Origin of the sequence: Flavobacterium taihuense, assembly GCF_019351435.1 — a bacterium.
Lineage (GTDB): Bacteria > Bacteroidota > Bacteroidia > Flavobacteriales > Flavobacteriaceae > Flavobacterium > Flavobacterium taihuense.
Genome location: NZ_JAHWYN010000015.1, coordinates 15239 through 33502, shown reverse-complemented (window position 1 = coordinate 33502; position 18264 = coordinate 15239). Strand labels below are relative to the sequence as shown.

At 33.2% G+C, this 18264-nt stretch carries 20 protein-coding genes and 1 other RNA gene; 8 read left to right on the top strand and 13 right to left on the bottom strand.

Annotated features, from left to right (window positions below; translation table 11 throughout):
- Nucleotides 1-13: 13 nt before the first annotated feature.
- The 3 genes from KZH69_RS15285 to KZH69_RS15275 all read left to right on the top strand — a co-directional run bounded on the left by KZH69_RS15285 (nucleotide 14) and on the right by KZH69_RS15275 (nucleotide 3617).
- Nucleotides 14-679: a spermidine synthase gene (locus tag KZH69_RS15285; RefSeq protein WP_219318348.1), complete on the top strand. Its 666-nt coding sequence runs from the start codon at nucleotides 14-16 to the stop codon at nucleotides 677-679.
- 168 nt (nucleotides 680-847) lie between these two features.
- A complete protein-coding gene (locus KZH69_RS15280; protein WP_219318347.1) occupies nucleotides 848-2722 on the top strand; it encodes a glycoside hydrolase family 3 protein in 1875 nt (624 codons plus the stop codon).
- Between the two features lie 184 nt (nucleotides 2723-2906).
- Complete coding sequence (locus KZH69_RS15275) at nucleotides 2907-3617, top strand: potassium channel family protein (RefSeq protein WP_219318346.1); 711 nt, start codon at nucleotides 2907-2909, stop codon at nucleotides 3615-3617.
- 1 nt (nucleotide 3618) lies between these two features.
- On the opposite strand, the gene kdsB is transcribed toward KZH69_RS15275, so the two are convergent.
- The 4 genes from kdsB to KZH69_RS15255 are packed head-to-tail and all read right to left on the bottom strand — an operon-like array spanning nucleotide 3619 to nucleotide 7082.
- A complete protein-coding gene (kdsB, locus tag KZH69_RS15270; protein WP_219318345.1) occupies nucleotides 3619-4344 on the bottom strand; it encodes a 3-deoxy-manno-octulosonate cytidylyltransferase in 726 nt (241 codons plus the stop codon).
- 57 nt (nucleotides 4345-4401) lie between these two features.
- Entirely contained in the window at nucleotides 4402-5235 is an 834-nt protein-coding gene (gene ygiD / locus KZH69_RS15265) for a 4,5-DOPA-extradiol-dioxygenase (protein ID WP_219318344.1), read from the bottom strand.
- Between the two features lie 12 nt (nucleotides 5236-5247).
- On the bottom strand, nucleotides 5248-5646 hold the full coding sequence (locus KZH69_RS15260) for a VOC family protein (RefSeq protein ID WP_219318343.1): 399 nt from the start codon (nucleotides 5644-5646) through the stop codon (nucleotides 5248-5250).
- Between the two features lie 11 nt (nucleotides 5647-5657).
- Entirely contained in the window at nucleotides 5658-7082 is a 1425-nt protein-coding gene (locus KZH69_RS15255; RefSeq protein WP_219318342.1) for an ATP-dependent DNA helicase, read from the bottom strand.
- A 173-nt stretch (nucleotides 7083-7255) separates the two neighbouring features.
- Here KZH69_RS15255 and KZH69_RS15250 point away from each other — a divergent pair, with 173 nt between their 5' ends.
- Both KZH69_RS15250 and KZH69_RS15245 read left to right on the top strand, forming a co-directional pair.
- Nucleotides 7256-8068, top strand: coding sequence for a DUF3822 family protein (locus tag KZH69_RS15250; RefSeq protein WP_219318341.1), 813 nt, complete (start codon nucleotides 7256-7258; stop codon nucleotides 8066-8068).
- Nucleotides 8065-8667 carry an RsmD family RNA methyltransferase gene (locus KZH69_RS15245; protein WP_219318340.1) on the top strand — a complete coding sequence of 201 codons (603 nt, stop codon included), beginning with the start codon at nucleotides 8065-8067 and terminating at the stop codon, nucleotides 8665-8667. Before KZH69_RS15250 ends, KZH69_RS15245 begins: the two co-directional genes overlap by 4 nt.
- Nucleotides 8668-8729: 62 nt before the next feature.
- Here KZH69_RS15245 and KZH69_RS15240 read toward each other — a convergent pair whose 3' ends face one another.
- The 5 genes from KZH69_RS15240 to rnpB form a co-directional block, all read right to left on the bottom strand.
- The gene (locus tag KZH69_RS15240; RefSeq protein ID WP_219318339.1) at nucleotides 8730-9377 is read right to left on the bottom strand and encodes a hypothetical protein; all 648 of its coding nucleotides are present in this window, start codon (nucleotides 9375-9377) and stop codon (nucleotides 8730-8732) included.
- 3 nt (nucleotides 9378-9380) lie between these two features.
- Nucleotides 9381-9929, bottom strand: coding sequence for a hypothetical protein (locus KZH69_RS15235; RefSeq protein WP_219318338.1), 549 nt, complete (start codon nucleotides 9927-9929; stop codon nucleotides 9381-9383).
- A 74-nt stretch (nucleotides 9930-10003) separates the two neighbouring features.
- A complete protein-coding gene (locus KZH69_RS15230; protein ID WP_219318337.1) occupies nucleotides 10004-10924 on the bottom strand; it encodes a ketopantoate reductase family protein in 921 nt (306 codons plus the stop codon).
- Nucleotides 10925-10927: 3 nt separating this feature from the next.
- A complete protein-coding gene (locus tag KZH69_RS15225) occupies nucleotides 10928-11335 on the bottom strand; it encodes a DoxX family protein (RefSeq protein WP_219318336.1) in 408 nt (135 codons plus the stop codon).
- Between the two features lie 41 nt (nucleotides 11336-11376).
- Nucleotides 11377-11703: RNase P RNA component class A (gene rnpB / locus KZH69_RS15220), an RNA gene on the bottom strand.
- Between the two features lie 120 nt (nucleotides 11704-11823).
- Between rnpB and KZH69_RS15215 the strand changes: the two genes are divergently transcribed.
- Complete coding sequence (locus KZH69_RS15215; RefSeq protein WP_219318335.1) at nucleotides 11824-12126, top strand: hypothetical protein; 303 nt, start codon at nucleotides 11824-11826, stop codon at nucleotides 12124-12126.
- Between the two features lie 22 nt (nucleotides 12127-12148).
- Here the strand turns inward: KZH69_RS15215 and KZH69_RS15210 are convergent, their stop codons facing one another.
- Nucleotides 12149-12499, bottom strand: coding sequence for a hypothetical protein (locus tag KZH69_RS15210; RefSeq protein ID WP_219318334.1), 351 nt, complete (start codon nucleotides 12497-12499; stop codon nucleotides 12149-12151).
- A 294-nt stretch (nucleotides 12500-12793) separates the two neighbouring features.
- Here KZH69_RS15210 and KZH69_RS15205 point away from each other — a divergent pair, with 294 nt between their 5' ends.
- Nucleotides 12794-13588 carry an RMD1 family protein gene (locus KZH69_RS15205; protein ID WP_219318333.1) on the top strand — a complete coding sequence of 265 codons (795 nt, stop codon included), beginning with the start codon at nucleotides 12794-12796 and terminating at the stop codon, nucleotides 13586-13588.
- Here KZH69_RS15205 and KZH69_RS15200 read toward each other — a convergent pair.
- On the bottom strand, nucleotides 13585-14178 hold the full coding sequence (locus tag KZH69_RS15200) for a 2OG-Fe(II) oxygenase (protein ID WP_219318332.1): 594 nt from the start codon (nucleotides 14176-14178) through the stop codon (nucleotides 13585-13587). The two genes, KZH69_RS15205 and KZH69_RS15200, sit on opposite strands and share 4 nt — an antisense overlap.
- A gap of 156 nt (nucleotides 14179-14334) precedes the next feature.
- Between KZH69_RS15200 and KZH69_RS15195 the strand changes: the two genes are divergently transcribed.
- Nucleotides 14335-15279 carry a nuclear transport factor 2-like protein gene (locus KZH69_RS15195; RefSeq protein WP_219318331.1) on the top strand — a complete coding sequence of 315 codons (945 nt, stop codon included), beginning with the start codon at nucleotides 14335-14337 and terminating at the stop codon, nucleotides 15277-15279.
- Between the two features lie 95 nt (nucleotides 15280-15374).
- Here the strand turns inward: KZH69_RS15195 and KZH69_RS15190 are convergent, their stop codons facing one another.
- Both KZH69_RS15190 and KZH69_RS15185 read right to left on the bottom strand, forming a co-directional pair.
- Nucleotides 15375-16838 (bottom strand): magnesium chelatase, encoded by a 1464-nt coding sequence (locus KZH69_RS15190; protein ID WP_219318330.1) that lies wholly within the window; start codon nucleotides 16836-16838, stop codon nucleotides 15375-15377.
- A 249-nt stretch (nucleotides 16839-17087) separates the two neighbouring features.
- Nucleotides 17088-18206 carry a vWA domain-containing protein gene (locus tag KZH69_RS15185; protein ID WP_219318329.1) on the bottom strand — a complete coding sequence of 373 codons (1119 nt, stop codon included), beginning with the start codon at nucleotides 18204-18206 and terminating at the stop codon, nucleotides 17088-17090.
- Nucleotides 18207-18264: the final 58 nt, after the last annotated feature.

Sequence of the window (18264 nt, the reverse complement as noted above, 5' to 3'; positions counted from 1 at the left end):
AAAACCTAAATTAATGCTGCGTAAATTATTAAGTTATATTATTCCAATTAAAATATATAAAACGAAATCAACTTTAAGTAAAACCATCGAGGTCACTTGGGCAAATGGTGAATTAGTACTTGATTCTGAAAATACTAATTATTCCTACGGCAGCTTGCAGCGTATATTAAGAAAAGGACTAAAGCATTTTGGATTTGAAAGAATTGCAAAAATGGAGCATGCCCTTGTTCTCGGGGTTGCTGGCGGGAGTGTCATTAAAACGTTGGTAGACGAAATTCATTTTAAAGGTCAAATCACAGGGGTTGATATCGATGCGGATATTATAAAAATAGCCAATGAATACTTCAAACTGAATGAAATAGAAAATTTAAATATTGTCATTGACGATGCTTTTGAGTTTGTATTGAAAACTAAAGACCGTTATGATTTGATTGTTATCGATATATTTCAAGATACCACTATGCCAAATTTTTTATTTGAAAAATTTTTTATTAATAGAATTTGTTTTTTACTTAAAAATAAGGGTGTTGTACTTTTTAATACGATGTGTTTAACGGCTGGAGACAATTTTAGAAACCAAAATTTCATCAAAGATTTCAATGATATTAACTTCAATATTCAATCGATACCCAGAATTGAATTGCATAATGAATTAATTATTATTGAAAAATTAAATTAGCAATGCATTTTCTGAATAATTTAAAGCTAAAACAGCAGTGTTATTCGTAATTTAAATCTCATAATTTTCTATTATTCAAAGTTTTATATTTGTTTTTTATTTATAATTAAATAATTGTTTGTACATTGTGTCGAAATAACACATTGTAATAATTTAATTCATATTTAAATGAAAAGTAAATTCAAACCTCTTTTTATCTCAACATTGTTTGTGACAGGCTTTGTTTCGATATCATTTATTGATCCTCCAAAATATAGAGATCTCAATAAAAACGGTAAAATGGATCCGTATGAAAATATAAAACTACCTATAGAAAATCGAATTGATAACCTCATTTCACTAATGAACATAGATGAAAAGGCTGGAATGATGTTCATTAACGGTACACTTATTAATACTGACGGAAGTATCGATAAACAAGAGGGAGCAACGGGAATGGCGTCCAGAATTCCTTCAGCGCGGGATTTGATTGTCAATAAAAAAATGAATCATTTTAATTATTGGCAAGCTCCTGGAGTAAAAGAATTGGCAATGGGTTATAATGCCATCCAAAAAGTGGCTGAAGAATCAAGACTTGGAATTCCTGTTACCATAGCCTCAGATCCTCGTCATTATTTTAGTAATAATGTATTTGCGATGGAAGCCAATGGTTTTTCGCAATGGCCAGAGCAATTGGGTTTTGCGGCTATAAACGATCCAGTATTAACTCAAAAGTTTGGAGATATTGCTCGCCAAGAATATCTGGCAGTTGGAATTCGAGAGGCTTTGCATCCAATGGCTGATTTAGCTACCGAACCACGTTGGCCTCGTGTAAGCGGAACTTTTGGAGAAGATGCTAATCTATCGGCAAGAATGATACAGGCCTATATTTTAGGTTTTCAAGGAAATCAATTAGGTACTACTAGTGTGGCATGTATGACGAAGCATTTTTCGGGTGGTGGTCCACAAAAGGAAGGTTTGGATCCCCATTTTCAATATCAAAAAGGTCAAGTCTATCCTGGAAAAAATTTCAATTATCATTTAATTCCGTTTGAAGCAGCATTCAAAGCAAATACTGCTTGTATTATGCCGTACTATGGAGTGCCAACCGATCAAACTTCAGAAAATGTTGGGTTCTCCTATAATAAAGACATAATAACCAGATTACTTCGTGAGAAATATAAGTTTGATGGTGTGGTTTGTACCGATTGGGGTCTGGTTTCGGATACACATATGGGAGCTGTAATATGGCCTGCAAGAGCTTGGGGAGTTGAAAATCTTAGCGAAATTGAACGAGTAAAAAAGATAATTGATGCAGGTTGTGACCAATTTGGTGGAGAAAATTGCCCTCAATATATTGTACAATTAGTAAAAGAAGGAAAAATTAAAGAATCCAGAATTGATCAATCAGTTAGAAGATTGTTGCGCCAAAAATTTATTTTGGGTCTGTTTGACAATCCTTATATTGATGTAGATAATGCAACAAAAGTAGTAGGTCGTGCCGATTTCAAAAAATTAGGAGAAGATACGCAGCGTCGTTCGATGACATTATTGAAAAATGATTTAAAATTGCCATTAGCAGTTTCGAGTAAATTAAAAATTTATGTTAAAAATATAAATCCAAAAATTGCTTCCCAATATGGCATTATTGTTGATTTACCAGAGCAGGCCGATATTGCCATTATTCGTTTGAATACGCCTTGGGTTCCTCTTGACACGGACAATCCGTTTGCCAAAGGATTTCATCACGGCGACTTGGATTTTAAAGGAAAGGATTTAGAGGATGTTTTGGCGCTTTGCAAAACAGTACCAACAATTGTTGATATTTATTTGGATCGTCCTGCTGTATTTCCTGAAATCAATAGTGCTGCGAAAGATGTTTTTGGAAATTATGGGGCAAGTGATGCAGCCCTCTTGGATGTTGTGTTTGGAATTGCCAAACCCGAAGGTAAGTTGCCTTTTGAGTTGCCTTCTTCAATGGAGGCGGTCAGAAATCAAAAAGAAGATGTTCCTTATGATTCAAAAGATCCCTTGTATCCTTTTGGTTTTGGATTGCATTATTAAATGAGTTACAAAACTGGTTTAACAAAAAATGCTCAATCATCAGTGGTTGAGTATTTTTTTTGTTTTCAGAATGAACAGTTTTTATTACTAAGCAATAATTGTCACCGACTGTGTTTTTTAAGCTTAATTGAGACAAAATACCTTTATTTTTTGTATCTTTCTAAAGTATTCAATTACAAATCTGATGAAAAATATTCTCAAAAAATTATTGTTGGGGAAAGCAACTAGAGGGCCAAAATCAAAATTTAATCCTCTAGAAAAACGTTTTCAAAACATTAAAGCGATTTGGAATAATGACCACGAAGACGATAATGGATTAGAAAAAATTGTTCGCTTGCTTCTCTCCTCTTCTCAATTACTTTTTCCTGGAATTTACATCAAATATTTAGCCAATAAAAAAGGAGTTGAATATGAAGATTTAGCTGTTGATTTTTATGTTTTACTCAAAGTTTGGTTTCCTCTTTTGATATTGATTAACCATTGGCAAGTCTATCATTGGGTCATCGGTATCTTAATTTATGTTTTTTTAGAAACAGTTTTTTATATTCCAACACTCATTTTTGCATCGGATATGTTTTCCCGACCTCGGTCTTATAAACGATCCATGCTTTTGCTTTTCTTTAATTATCTGGAGATTTCGTTTGCCTTTGCTGTTTTGTATTCCTGTGATAATTATTTAAACAAACCTTTTTTACATTGGTTTGATGCTATTTATTTTAGTATTATTACTTCTTCATCAATAGGATATGGTGATTATCATCCTGTCACAACTATTGGAAAATTTCTGGTGACTACACAAGCTTTACTCTTTCTGTTTTTTGTTGTTCTTTTTCTTAATTTCTTTTCTTCTAAAATTAAAGCAAAAGGGTACTTTGATCACGAAAATCCAGATTGATTTAAATCATCGTTCTCGCTTTTTCTAAATCTTCTGGAGTATCAATTCCAATTCCTACGTGAGCGGTTTCTACCATCTTGATTCGTTTTCCAAATTCGAGATAGCGTAACTGCTCCAGTTTTTCGGAGGCTTCCAAAGATTTCATCGGTAAGCTGTAAAAATCCAACAGCGCTTGTTTTCTAAAAGCATAAATTCCGATGTGCTGCATATAACGAACACCTACGTTTTTCTCTCGTGGATAGGGAATTACCGAGCGCGAAAAATACAAAGCAAATCCGTTTTGATCCACAACTACTTTAACATTATTGGGATTGTTAATTTCGTCTTCCTCTTTTATTTCTCGCATTAAAGAAGCCAAATCAACTTGCTTTGTTTTGTCATTTCTAAAAACGTCAATCACTTTTGCTAAGGGAACTTTGTCAATGAAAGGTTCATCTCCCTGAACATTGACAACAATATCTACATCTAGATTTTCTACAGCTTCGGCAATTCGATCACTCCCCGATTCGTGTTCGTTAATGCTTCGAATGGCTTTTCCACCATTGGAAACAATTTCATCAAAAATCAAATCTGAATCGGTTACCACAAATACGTCATCAAATAGTTGAGTGTTTATGGCCGCTTCATAGGTTCTTAAAATTACCGTTTTGCCTCCCAAATCCTGCATCAATTTTGCTGGAAATCTTGTAGATGCGTAACGGGCGGGAATGACTGCTATTATTTTCATTTTTATTTATTCTTCTTTTTAAATTTAATTTCAAATTTATGTTTTTATAATCTTAAACTAATTCGAAATCTTCACTGATGTCATACTCAACGAACCAGCTACCAATTTATCATTAAACAAACTTAATTCCTCTGATTTTCCTTTTAATCCCAAGGTATAAATCAAGGGTAAATAATGTTCGGGTGTCGGAATCGACAATTGGAAAGCTTTGCTTTGCTTTTCAAAATCAATAAGTGGTTGGAAATTTTCATCCAACAAATAATTATTTATAACAGCTCTGGCTTCAACAGCCCAATCATAACCGTAATTATCCGTATTGATATTTCTAAAATCGACCATTCTCAAATTATGAATAATATTGCCACTGCCTACAATCAGGATTCCTTTGGTTCGTAATGCACTTAATTTTTGTGCCAATTCAAAATGATATTGTCCTGATTTAGTATAATCAATACTCATCTGAATTACAGGTATATCGGCATCTGGATATAAATGTTTAATTACACTCCAAGCTCCATGGTCTAACCCCCAATGGTGATCTAATTCTACTACTGTTGGCAATAATAATTCTTGTGTTGCAGTAGCTAATTCAGGACTTCCTTTTACTGGGTATTGTACGTCAAATAATTCTTGAGGGAAACCTCCAAAATCATGAATCGTTCGCGGTATTTCCATCGCTGTAACTTTGGTCCCGTTGGTAAACCAATGCGCCGAAATACACAAAATAGCATTTGGTTTGGGCAAAGTTTTTGCCAAATTTCTAAAACCAGTAACAAATTGATTTTCTTCAATGGCGTTCATTGGACTTCCATGTCCCAAAAACAAAACAGGCATTTTTTCAGTATTTGAAAATGAACCTGAAATCTTATGTAAATCGTTTAAATTATTCATGATAAAAAGCTTTTACAAAATCTCTTTTCGTTCAATTAAATCCCATAAATTGCCATATAAGTCAGCAAATACAGCTACTTTTCCATAAGCTTGCTCTATTGGCTTTCTAATAATTGCTACTTTATTGTCTATTAAATTTTGATAATCTCTCTCAAAATCATCTGTATTTAGAAATAAAAAAACTCTCCCTCCAGTTTGATTTCCTACCCTAGTTTTTTGCTCTTCATTGTCGGCTTTTGCTAAAAGCAAGCTGAACCCCACTGTTTCCTTTGGTGCTATCAAAACCCAACGTTTGTCTTCACTTAGTTTAATATCTTCTATTAAATCAAAATGTAATTTTTGAGTATAAAATGTAATGGCATCATCATAATCACCTACGAGCAATGCAATATGAGCAATTTTTTGTTTCATTTTTTATTGTTTTATTCTGTAAAACTTTCATCCTTAAAGCCTATCAAATATAACTTATTTTTGGCTCTTGTCATAGCGGTATAGAGCCATCGGATGTAATCTCTGTCAATGCCATTTGGTAAATACGGTTGCTCTATAAAAACGGTGTTCCACTGCCCTCCTTGCGATTTATGACAGGTAATAGCATACGAGAATTTGACTTGCAAGGCATTGAAATATTCGTTTTCCTTTACTTTCTGAAACTTTTTATATTTGGTAGTTTCGTTTTCATAATCTTTCATCACTTCTTGATACAAACGATTGGATTCCTCGAAAGTCAAAGACGGTGATTCACTTTTTATAGTATCCATCAAAAGCACGGTTTCAAAAGGTTTCTGATCGGGATAATCAATCATTCGTATTTTTACTTTGGCAAATTTAAAACCGTATAATTCTTTAATGCCAAACATTTCTAGAACTTCGATAATATCACCATTGGCAATAAATCCCGCTTCATCCGAATCTTTTAGCCAAAAATAATTATTCTTCACCACCATCAGGAAATCGCCTGTGGAGAGTTCGCTTTCTTTATCTAGGATTTTGGTTCGGATTTGCTCATTGTATTGATTCGCTCTTTTGTTGGAACGAACAATAAAAGCCGTGTCTTCGATACTGAAATTGCTGTAAGCCGAATGAATTGCATCCTGAATATCATACCCATCAACTAAACGAACAATGTCTTTGAATTTTCGAACATTGAATTTAAACTCGGTTATAAAAGTATCCTGTAATAATTCACGTAGTTCTGTAGCATTATGCAAAATCCCGGAGTTTTCTTCCTGACGCATTACTTCGTCGAGTTCAATATATTCAACTTCTTTGTTGTAATTTATACTCAGCGTATGAATATCCAAAGCGGGGCTTATATCTAAATTCACAGGTGGCAATTGCGCTGTATCACCCAAAAGTAGCATCTTGCAATTGGTTCCCGAATATACATACGAAATCAAATCATCAAGTAAGGAGCCGTTTTCATACAATTTAGAATCCGAATTGGTGTTAGAAATCATCGAAGCTTCATCGACAATGAAAATGGTATTTTTATGTTTGTTTTGTTGTAAAGTAAAAGACACGCCTCCCCCTGAATTTTTTTTCGGAAAATAAATTTTTTTGTGAATCGTAAAAGCGGGTTTGTTTGAATAATTGGCAATTACTTTTGCCGCACGCCCTGTCGGAGCAAGCAAAACATATTTTTTGTTAATCTCTAATAGACTGTTAACAATTGTTGAAATAACCGTCGTTTTTCCAGTTCCCGCATATCCTTTCAGTACAAAAATCGTTTCATTATGAGTATCGGTCAAGAAAATAGCTATTTTTTGAAAAAAAATATCCTGATTGTACGTTGGCTGAAAAGGAAATTTTTTCTGTAAATAGCTGTAAAATGAGGAGGAATTCATTGGGTATATTTTGATTGCAAAGTAAGGCTATTTCAATGGCAATTTCAAAAATCAATTTTATTTATGCTTTAAACAATAAGCTCTAAGCAAGAGTTCAGTAATAAAGCCTACAGCTTATAGCCTATTGCCTATTGCTTTTTAATTTGTAAGTTTGCAATGTTGAAAAAAATACTATGAATACTATTATAACCGATAAGAAATACAAAAAACTTTCTATTCAAGTTTCACTCACTGGGCTTTCGTTTTGTTGCTTTGACACGCTTCATAATAGGATTGTATCTGTAAATGAAATTCGTTTTGATACTTTTCATAAATCGACCAAGATTGAGGAATTGTTTTCGGATGCTTTTCGAAATTATCCAGAACTGAATGACAGTTATGATGAAATTCAGGTAATTCACAACAATAATCTATCAACGTTTGTTCCTACTGCTCTATTTGATGAACATTTTTTAGGTAGTTATTTGCAATACAATACCAAAGTTTTTGAAACCGATTTTTTTGCATTTGATGAAATCACCAATTATCAAATGAATGCGGTTTATATTCCGTATGTGAATATCAATAACTTTTTCATAGATCAATTTGGCGCTTTCGATTACAAACACGCCAATACCATTTTGGTTTCCAGGCTTTTGGATGCTTCCAAAAACAATGACACTAAGAAAATGATTGTTCACTTTAACCCTGGACATTTTGAAATTATCGTGATTCAGAACCAAAAATTACTGTTATTCAATTCCTTCGAATATAAAACGCCAGAGGATTTTATTTACTATTTGCTTTTTACAGCCGAGCAGTTAAATATGAATCCCGAAAGTTTCAAATTGGAATTATTAGGAACCATTTCTGAAGATGATGATTTTTACAAAATCGCTTTCAAATACATTCGAAATGTATCCTTCTTTGATGTAACTGATTTACAAAAAATCAACCCATTTTCAACCGCACAAAATCAGCAACATTTTATACTTTTTAACTCATGAGAATCATATCCGGAAAATACAAAGGAAGACGCATTTCTCCTCCAAAAGGCCTACCCGTTCGACCTACAACCGATATGTCCAAAGAAGCATTGTTTAATGTTTTGAACAATCATTTTAGTTTTGAAGGCTTGAAAATATTGGATTTATTCTCTGGAACAGGAAATATCAGTTATGAATTTGCTTCTCGCGGGTGTACTCCAATTACGTCTGTAGATGGTGATTTTGGTTGTGTAAAATTCATTAAACAAGTAGCAGCAGAATATGATTTTAATATTGCGGCAACGAAAAGTGATGTTTTTTCATATCTTGAAAAATGTAAAACTTCGTATGACATTATTTTTGCGGATCCTCCGTATGCATTAGACCAAAAGACTTTTGAGAAAATTGTATTATTGATTTTCGAAAAAGAATTACTTAATGAAGACGGTATGATGGTTATTGAACACTCAAAATATACCAAACTGGATCACATGATCAATTTCTCTTTTCAGAAAAGTTATGGAGGTTCTATTTTTAGTTTCTTCGAATTGAATTCTACTGAAGAGGAAGAAATGGATGATGAGTCCAATATAAAAACTACTGAAGACGACGAAGATTAAGATTTCATTTTGCTTATAAAAAAAAGCCCTAATTTTTTAATATTTAGGGCTTTTTGTAAAAATTATGATTTTCTTTTGCCTCCAAAATACACTATCAACCCTATACCTAATGTATTATTGGTGTTAACCGTTCTGCTAACATCAATTGTATTTAATGCATCTCCTAAGTTTATATTGTTATAGTACAATATAAAATCTGCTGAATGATAGTATTTTTCAGAAAAATTAACAGAAACACCAATTCCTATATCAAATGATTGATCCCAAGTACTAGCCCTTTTTTTTTCATTAATAGGTTTAGATAAGTCACTAGGATTTCTTTTTGTAAGTTCAGTATTTCCAAACACTCTGGAGTAGGTGTATCTAGGTCTAATGAATACCCCCATATCTGAAGTTTCCTGATCTCCAAAATAAATTTTAGGACAAAAGCTATAGTTTATTGCCGAAGTTGTTCTTTCAAAAACACTCTCTGCAAGACCCGTCGGGGTATAATTGGTTAAAGTTTCAGGAGTACCATACATAAAACCAATCTCTATTTCAGGTCTAAAATTATTAATTACTTTATATTCTAAACCAGTATTAACACTTCCGAAAATAGAATTATTAAAATCGGTATGCTTATAAAAACCTACTCCTACAAAAGTACGAATTCGTTGCGCATGCAAATTGATTGAAAGAATAATCAAAATAAATAAAAATATTTTTTTCATAATTTACTTACCAATTACCCAACCCAATGAAAAATTTAGAACTGGCACAAAACCACCATCATTTAAATCACTATTTATATTGTATCCGACTCCCGTATATAATGCTAAATTAAAATTTCTTTTATAAGTTCTTTCAAATCCCCATACAGGAGCAATAGTGAAAGAACTTTCTGTAGGAATATGTGATTCATTCGAAGAAATAGCTCTAAACCTATAATCTGCATGTAAAGCTACAAAACTACCTGAATTATTAGTAGTCACTTTTCCTTTATTGGTTCTTTTTTCTAAATTATAATAATGACGAAATTGTTCAGTAATGGATGGATAAAAAGACCAACTAGATCCATTAAAACCACTATCTCTATATCCAACACCAAAGCTAAGCTCTGAATACAGCGTATTTTTATTACTAAAACCATGTTCATAAACGAAACCAGGTAATAGCATGTTTATTTTAAATTGATTTTTTTCTACAGTAGGATTGTCTTGGGCAATAATTGTAAAGAAAGGAGCGAAAAGAAATAAAAGAAAAAATGATTGGAAAAATTTCATTAATAAATATTTAAAGATTGGTTTTGTCGCAAATGTAATATAATTATTATATTTATAAAGAAATCACAACCATTTTATTCTAATAATTTCCTCAATATCATTTGATAAATCGGAGTCGAAACATCATATTTTATTCCTTCTTTTACAACAAATTCTGTTAGAGAAACCACCTCTGTTTTATGATGGGCTAAAAAGTCCCGATGCATGGAGGAAGTAGCTTCCTGAGGTGATTTTTCTAGTTTTAGAATAGTCTGTTCAACAATATTTTCGGGCATTTTTAACCCCTTTACGGAAGCGACCAAAGCAATTTCATTCAACAAAGAAACATAAACTTGTTTACTCTCCGGATTGGATAAAATTTGGCCAATATTCTGATTCAAATATGAAGTGGCCGAGGCAAGAGCCGAAATAAAAATGAATTTTTCCCAAACGGTTTCTTCTATATTTTCAACAAGATAGCTTTCTATTTTTGCTTTTTCAAAAAAGGATTGAAGTGCGGTTATTTTCGAATCTGCATTTGATTTCGATCCAAAAAACAGTTTTTCATAAGGGCCTATTTTCTTGATTATTCCAGGTGCAACAATCATCGAAACGATATAAACACACCCTTGCAAAACGCTGTTTTCTGGAAATAGTTTGCTAATTCGCTCGGAAGCATCAACTCCATTACAAAGTGGCAGAATGATTGTATTGCTAGTAATGCACTTTCTATAGGATTCAAAACTGGTTTCGATATCATAGGTTTTGGTCGCACAAATCAGGTATTCTAGTTTACCTATTATTTCAGGATTATCAGAAACAATATTTGGAAAAACGGTCATTTCTCCTTCATCAGTTCTAATTTTTAGTCCAAATTCCGAAACAACTTTTAAAGTCTCTCCACGGGCAATAAATACAATATCAATTGTATCGGATGTAGCATATTCTTTGGTCAATAATCCTCCAAAATAACCACCTACTCCACCTAAACCTAGAATTCCAATTCTTGTTTTCATATATTATTTATCAAGATTCACTTTTTCATTTTTCGCGGCTGCAATAACAATTAGTCCTAAAATTAAAGCGCAACTGTATTCCATTCCGCCTTCGCCATGCTCACCTACCCACCAGCCATTCTGGTAATGAATGATAATATTTCCCATTATCAACATCAAAATAAAACCGAGAGATAAATATTTTGTGTAATAGCCAAAGGCGAGCACGATTCCCCCAATTATTTCATAAATAGTGATTCCCCAAACCATAGCGGTAGTTGCAAAAAAGCCTTTGGTGGATAAAAAATCAGCAAATCGATCTATTGTTCCATTTGCAATTCTGGTAACTGCATGGGCTACAAAAAATAAAGGAAGTGTTATTCGAAAAAGTAAAAGTGATTGTGATGAAGATAAAAAAGGAAAATTTTTCATGTTTTTTTGACTAAAATAGCAAATAAACATGAAAAACAATAAAAAAATGCAGACCTATAAGCCGGATTCTGTCTCCGATAAATCGGAGCCTTATCATTTATCTAGATCCCGCATTACTACGAGACTCAAGCTATCTACCCTTCAGCAACGGGCGGGAACCCTTGAATGCTGATATACTTGATATTTCACCGCATAGAGTTTACCTGGTTTCACTACAGCATTACCTGTACATACTTTCTGTTGCACTTGTCCTAATCTCGCCTGTAAAGATGAGACCGACGGGTGTTACCCGCTATGCTTCCCTATGGTGTCCGGACTTTCCTCCCTCTCATCCCAAAAGATGAGACGACGATAAGGCGGTCTGCGGTGCGAATTTACAACATTAATCACAGCTTATCAAGAATAGCCCTTTTACTTTAATATAACTTTTATAATAACTTAAAAATAAAATAGTTATCTTTAAGTATAACTATTAATTCTCATCCATCATGAAACCAACCTATAATTATACTACCGTTTTGGAGGCTTTAGCCGATTTAAAAGAAAAAGGATTCCATAATGATTTTAATCTTCATTATGAAAATATTAAAGCAAATCCCCATGATTATTCAGTAGAGCATGTTTATCGCTATGAGGGAGACTCAGATCCGGACGAAGAATCGGTTGTTTATGGAATAATTTCAAATTCTGGTGAAAAAGGTGTTTTTGTGGCTGGTTTTTCAGCAAATTCAAACAATGAAGCAGCACAAATTATTGAAAAGTTATGCATAGACAATAGTGGAAAGATGTGACCTTTAGGAATCACGATTTTCTTTAATCCGGATTTCCTGAATTTTCATCTAAATTACTATGATTGTCTCCACCAATACTGTAATGATTATTTTCTTCATCTTCATTGCCAATATTTTCAAAATCATCATCCAATTCAGATCCAGGAATATCTAAATCGGCACCAGACATATCTTCCTCAAAGTCTTTTTCATTCAATTCGCTGACATTATTGATTTCAACAGGTGACTTTTTTTTAGAAATATCTTCTGGATCTATTTCACTTTCTTTACGAAATTTTCTATAAATATCTTCTTCAGGAGGATACAAAAGCGAATCTGGTAGTTTGTTTTTATCTTCTTTATTTGAACCTGATTTATTGTCTATCTCTTTCATTTTGCTTTCATTTAATGGATTTATAACACACTAATTTAGTCATTTTAAATAAATTACATACGCGATATTTTGAAAAATTTCAATACCTAATTCTTCTTCACCTTATATTCTGCAAGATATAATTAGCTAGAATGCTATTTTTTGCTCTTTGTGATGCTTTATTCATTTTAAACTTTTACGTAAGACATATCGGCATTTTATTTAAAAACAATATTGTTTCTTTTATTTATAAGACATAAAGAAGTAACTTTAAACTACTTTATCGGGTATTTTAAAAACAAATAATGTCTAAACATGGATCAATCTGACTTTATTAAAATCGAGGCGATTCAAATTGCGGAAGCTTTTAATATTAAAAAATTAAGGGCTGAGTTTGGAATTGAACCCCATTCTAGTTCTCCTTCTGAAATATTTTATACTTTAAGTGATAAAAAGCGATACCTCTACATATTTGATTATGGTGTGGCTGTTTTGGCTAATTATACAGTTACAGAAAAAAATGGAGTCATTGATTTTGTCAAAAGGTATACAACCACAATTGTTGATTTGGATTTGTCTGAAGAATATCAGATAGAAATTGATCTAAACATTTCGAAAGTTGTTATTAAGAACGACTATGTTTCGGTTCCTTATGTAGATCCTTCTATACTAAGAATCGTAATGCTCAATATAGCTCAGTCAGTAGCTTTAGATTATTATGAGGTGCTTACAAATGAGCTTATTACTTCTTCTAAGGAATACATATTGGAATTGGAAAAACGAGGAAAACTAAGTATCTCCAAAACTAATTTGCTCAAATATATAGGTAAAGTATTGAACGTAAAAAACAGTATTGTGGACAATCTTTACATTCTCGATGACCCCAATTTAGTTTGGGATAATGAAGAGCTCAATCTATTAAACCGACAGCTGAAAGCCAATTTTGACATAAATCCACGTTTCAAAGATCTAGATTATCGGCTTGATATTGTAGAGGATAATCTTAAGCTTTTTACAGATGTTTTGAATGTTCGTGAAAGCTCTCGTTTAGAGTGGATTGTGATTATATTAATCTTCCTGGAGATTATGATAGCGTTACTTTTTCATTAATCACTCTTCAGCCAGCCTGTAATACTCATTCTGGTATTTTGTGTTACCAAAACTTCATGAACAAGCTCGTCACTTTTAAAAAAAACAGTTTTGCCTTGAGTTGGGCTGATTTTTTGATTGTAATCCTGCTGATGAATGAGCAGTTCTCCTCCATCACTTTCTTGCCAATCACTGTTTAAATAGCTGATGATAGAATACTTTCTGCTTGGATTATTCTTGAATTGATCTAGATGTTTCAGGTAAAAATCACCTTTTTCATAAAGGGAGTAGTGAAATTCATAACCTGTAATTCCAGCATAACAACTTTCATTTAGATATAAAATAAAAGCCTCCATTTGGGCAAAAAATTCATTCTCAAAAGCATTGTTGTTTTTTTTGTCCAACCAATAAATAGAATCGCTTCGAATGGCTCCATCATAAGATAGCTTCTCTGAATTACCAATTCCTGCGGCCGATAATTGACTGTTTTTATTTAAATTGTGTAGATTCTGCTTAAGATTATTGGCCAAATCATTACTTAAAAAATTTTCTGATATGCCAACTTTATTTTCAATATATGTAGCTATCAAATCTTCAAAACTATTCTCCATATCGAATTTTGATGGACTGAAATTAGATCCAACGCGGCAAGGTAGGTTAATTAAAGTCAGTAATGCGTTATTTGAAATAAATAACACGTAAATAGCTGATAATCAATTAAAAATCGTTAAATTTAATCCTTTTTTTAACTAAAAAAATAAATAAACATGAGAAACTGTATTGCAACAGTATTGTTGATTGCGACTTGCATCACATACGCCCAAAAAAAATCTAATGGTACTATTTATGTAGAGCATCCTGCTATAACTACAGTAGAAGCCATGACACAAGCATTTGTTAGTGGAGACACTGATAAAGTAGCCAGTTACTTGGCTGATGATTTTAAGTACTATAGTGGAACATCTACCAATAAGGATGATAAAGGGATGGATAAAACGGCTTATTTGAAGACGGTTAAAGCATGGAAAGACAATATTGACTACCCAAGCATTAAAAGGTCTAAAGGAGCATATCCAGATGCACTAGAATATAAAGATGCTGATCAAAAAGATTTGGTTTGGGTACAAACGTGGGAAGATATAAAAGGAGTGCAGAAGGAAACAGGTGTCAAAATAGACCGTCCAATTCATCGTTTATTTACGGTAGATAAAAACAATAAAATCAAAATGATGATTAACTATTCTACAAGTACTGTGAGTGATGAAATCAACCAAAGTTTTGCAGATAGAACGAATGGCCAAATCTACAATCATCATGCAAACATTAATTCAGTTAGAAAAATGGTACATGCATTTGAAAACAAAGATTTTGACAATGCATATAAGTATTATGATGACAAAGCAACTTTTATTGATATTAATAATCCTGATATAAATAAACAGTTCACTTTGGCAGAACAAAAGGAAAATGATAAAAAAATGCTAGAATCATTTGATATAATTAGCATAGATCAACAGGGATATCCTGATTATTTGCATTATGAATTGGACGATGCCAGAGTAGTTCAATCTTGGTGGAAAATTCGATTAATCAGAAAATCGGATAAAAAAAGTATTGTATTGCCTATGATGTTTATTGATACTTTTGATGATAAAGGTAAAATAACTTCGGAAATTACTTATTACAGCGAAAAAATATTGGAAGCAAAATAAATTCTAAACCCTAATTTAGATTTAGCTTAAAATATAGATATAGTAAAGCCGAGACAATTTGTCTCGGCTTTTATAGTTATAAAAATTGAATTTTATTATAGTTTACTAATATAACTGCCAAAAATATCTTTGAATTGATACCCTTCGGATATTCGGTCTTTACTTAATTTGTTATATTCAACTAAGCCCCAAAGAATGAATTCTTTCATAAAATAGCTATCCTTTTTTTCTAATTGTGGTTGGTATTTTTTGATTAAAATTTCCAATGGAGTTACACTATCCAAAATCCTTTTATATTCCTCATCAGAACAATCATCCAGTAGCTCGAACCCACTTTCGGTAAAAAACCAATCTAAAGTGTCTGAATAAGCCGTTTTTTCGCCTTGTTTTTCTAATTTTTCGATTTTAGGAAAATAAGCGGGGAAAAAGGTATGAATAGAATCTCCTATTAAATGTTGCGCCACAATAGCTGCTCCCTCCTGCTCTCCTTCATAAACCAATTCTACTTTACCAGTAATCGATGGAATGATACCCATAAAGTCGGACAATCTCAAAGTAGTTTTATCTGCTCCGGATCGTAAAGCACGACGTTCTGCCGTACTCAATAAGTTTTCGAAAGCAGTAATACTCAAACGAGCACTTACACCACTTTTGTTATCAATATATTCACTTTCTCGCGCTTCAAAACTGATCTGCTCCAATAAGTCTTTGGCCAAGGAAGGAACATACACCAACTCACTTTGTGTTTGATCTAATTTGGCTTCTTGCTCTGTTATTGTCCTAGCAATTTTGATAGTATCGGGATAATGAGTCAATATTTGAGAACCAATTCGGTCTTTCAAAGGCGTTACAATACTGCCTCGATTGGTGTAATCCTCGGGATTGGCGGTGAATACAAATTGCATGTCCAGTGGCATTCTTAATTTGAATCCTCGAATTTGTATATCGCCTTCCTGCAGTATATTAAATAAGGCTACTTGAATTCTTGCTTGCAAGTCGGGCAATTCGTTGATCACAAAAATACAACGGTTGGCGCGAGGAATCATTCCAAAATGAATCACACGGTCATCCGCATAAGACAGTTTTAAATTGGCTGCTTTTATGGGGTCGACATCGCCAATCAAATCGGCGACGGTTACGTCTGGAGTGGCGAGTTTTTCGAAAAATCGTTCGCTTCTGTGCAACCACGAGATTGGAGTTTCGTCGCCTTTGGCAGAAATTATATCTTTGGCAAAACGAGAAATAGGATGAAATGGATCATCATTGATTTCGGAACCAGCCACAAAGGGAATGTATTCGTCCAATAATTCAACCATTTTACGTGCCAATCTAGTTTTGGCCTGCCCGCGAAGCCCCAATAAATTGATATTATGACGAGACAAAATGGCACGCTCCAATTCAGGAATAACAGTGTTTTCAAAACCATGAACTCCCTCAAAAGTGGGTTGTCCAGATTTGATTTTCGCTCTCAAATTGTGACGCAATTCATCTTTGATACTTTTACTAAGGTATCCTGATTTCTTTAACTCCCCGAATGTATTTATTTTTTCTATTTTCATATTTTTTTAGTTGCTATCCCGATAGCTATCGGGACTAAGTGATTATGGTTCTAAGAATCTTAGTTTTATTAATTTTGTTTGTTTTATAATGGCAAAAAAAGCCAAATCTTTCCCTTTAGCCCCGATTGTAGTGAAAATCATTATAAGCCGTCCCGATCACTATCGGGACGGCTTATAATATTGTAGAGGAAAGCGGGTTCGATGTCGGCTGAAAATACCAAATCTTTCTGCTCCAAACCATATCCAAAATTATTTTATTCGTTTCTTTCTATTGGTTTCGTAATCTTCAAAAATCATTTCTCCTAATCCTTTCAATCCTGTATAAAATGCTTTGCCTTGATTTGCTTCTGTAAAATGATTAACAAATTTTTGCAAATAAGGATCATTGGCAATCATAAAAGTGGTGATGGGAATATGAAGTTTTCTGGCTTGTTGTGCTTGTGCATAACATTTGTCTACGATATATTGATCTAAACCGTTGCTGTTCATGTAGTACGAACCGTCTTTTTCCCTTACACAACTTGGTTTTCCATCGGTAATCATAAAAATTTGTTTGTTGGTATTTCGTTTCCTACGCAATAAATCCATTGCCAATTGCAAGCCGGCAACTGTATTGGTATGAAAAGGTCCCACCTTTAAATAGGGCAAATCCCGAATAGAAATTCTCCAGGCGTCATTCCCAAAAACCAATATATCCAGTGTATCTTTTGGATAACGAGTAGTTATTAATTCGGCCAACGCCATAGCCACTTTTTTAGCAGGCGTTATGCGGTCTTCACCATACAAAATCATGCTGTGGCTGATATCAATCATCAACACGGTGCTCATTTGGGATTTATAACGTGTTTCTTCGACCACCAAATCATTTTCAGTCAGCATAAAATCAGCTACTCCGTTATTGATTTGTGCGTTTTTTAAACTTTCGGTTAATGAAATACGTTCTAATCCGTCACCAAAATGAAACTCCCGAAACTCACCGGTATGTTCATCACCATTACCAACGTGTTTGGTTTTGTGGTTACCACTCCCCGACTTTTTTATATTTCCAAAAATATTGTCTAAAGCCTGTTGCCGTATAGCACGCTCTGTTTTGGCAGTGATTCCAGTTCCCGAAGTTCCGTCCTCTTTAAGTTCTTCACGGATGTATCCTTTTTTCTTTAAATCCTCAATAAAATCATCGATGGTATAAGATGAATCGGTTAGTTTGTATTCTTTATCCAATTCGCGCAGCCAACTGATAGCTTCATCAAAATCTCCAGATGTATGAGTAATAAGCTCTTTGAAAATAGCAAAAAGTTTATCAAATGGAGATTGAAACGGAGCTTCGTAACTTTTGAAATAAAATCCTTTTTTTACTATATTGTTCATAAAGATAAATTTAGATTATTTTAAAAGAACTTGCTATAAACAAGTTATAATTTTACGT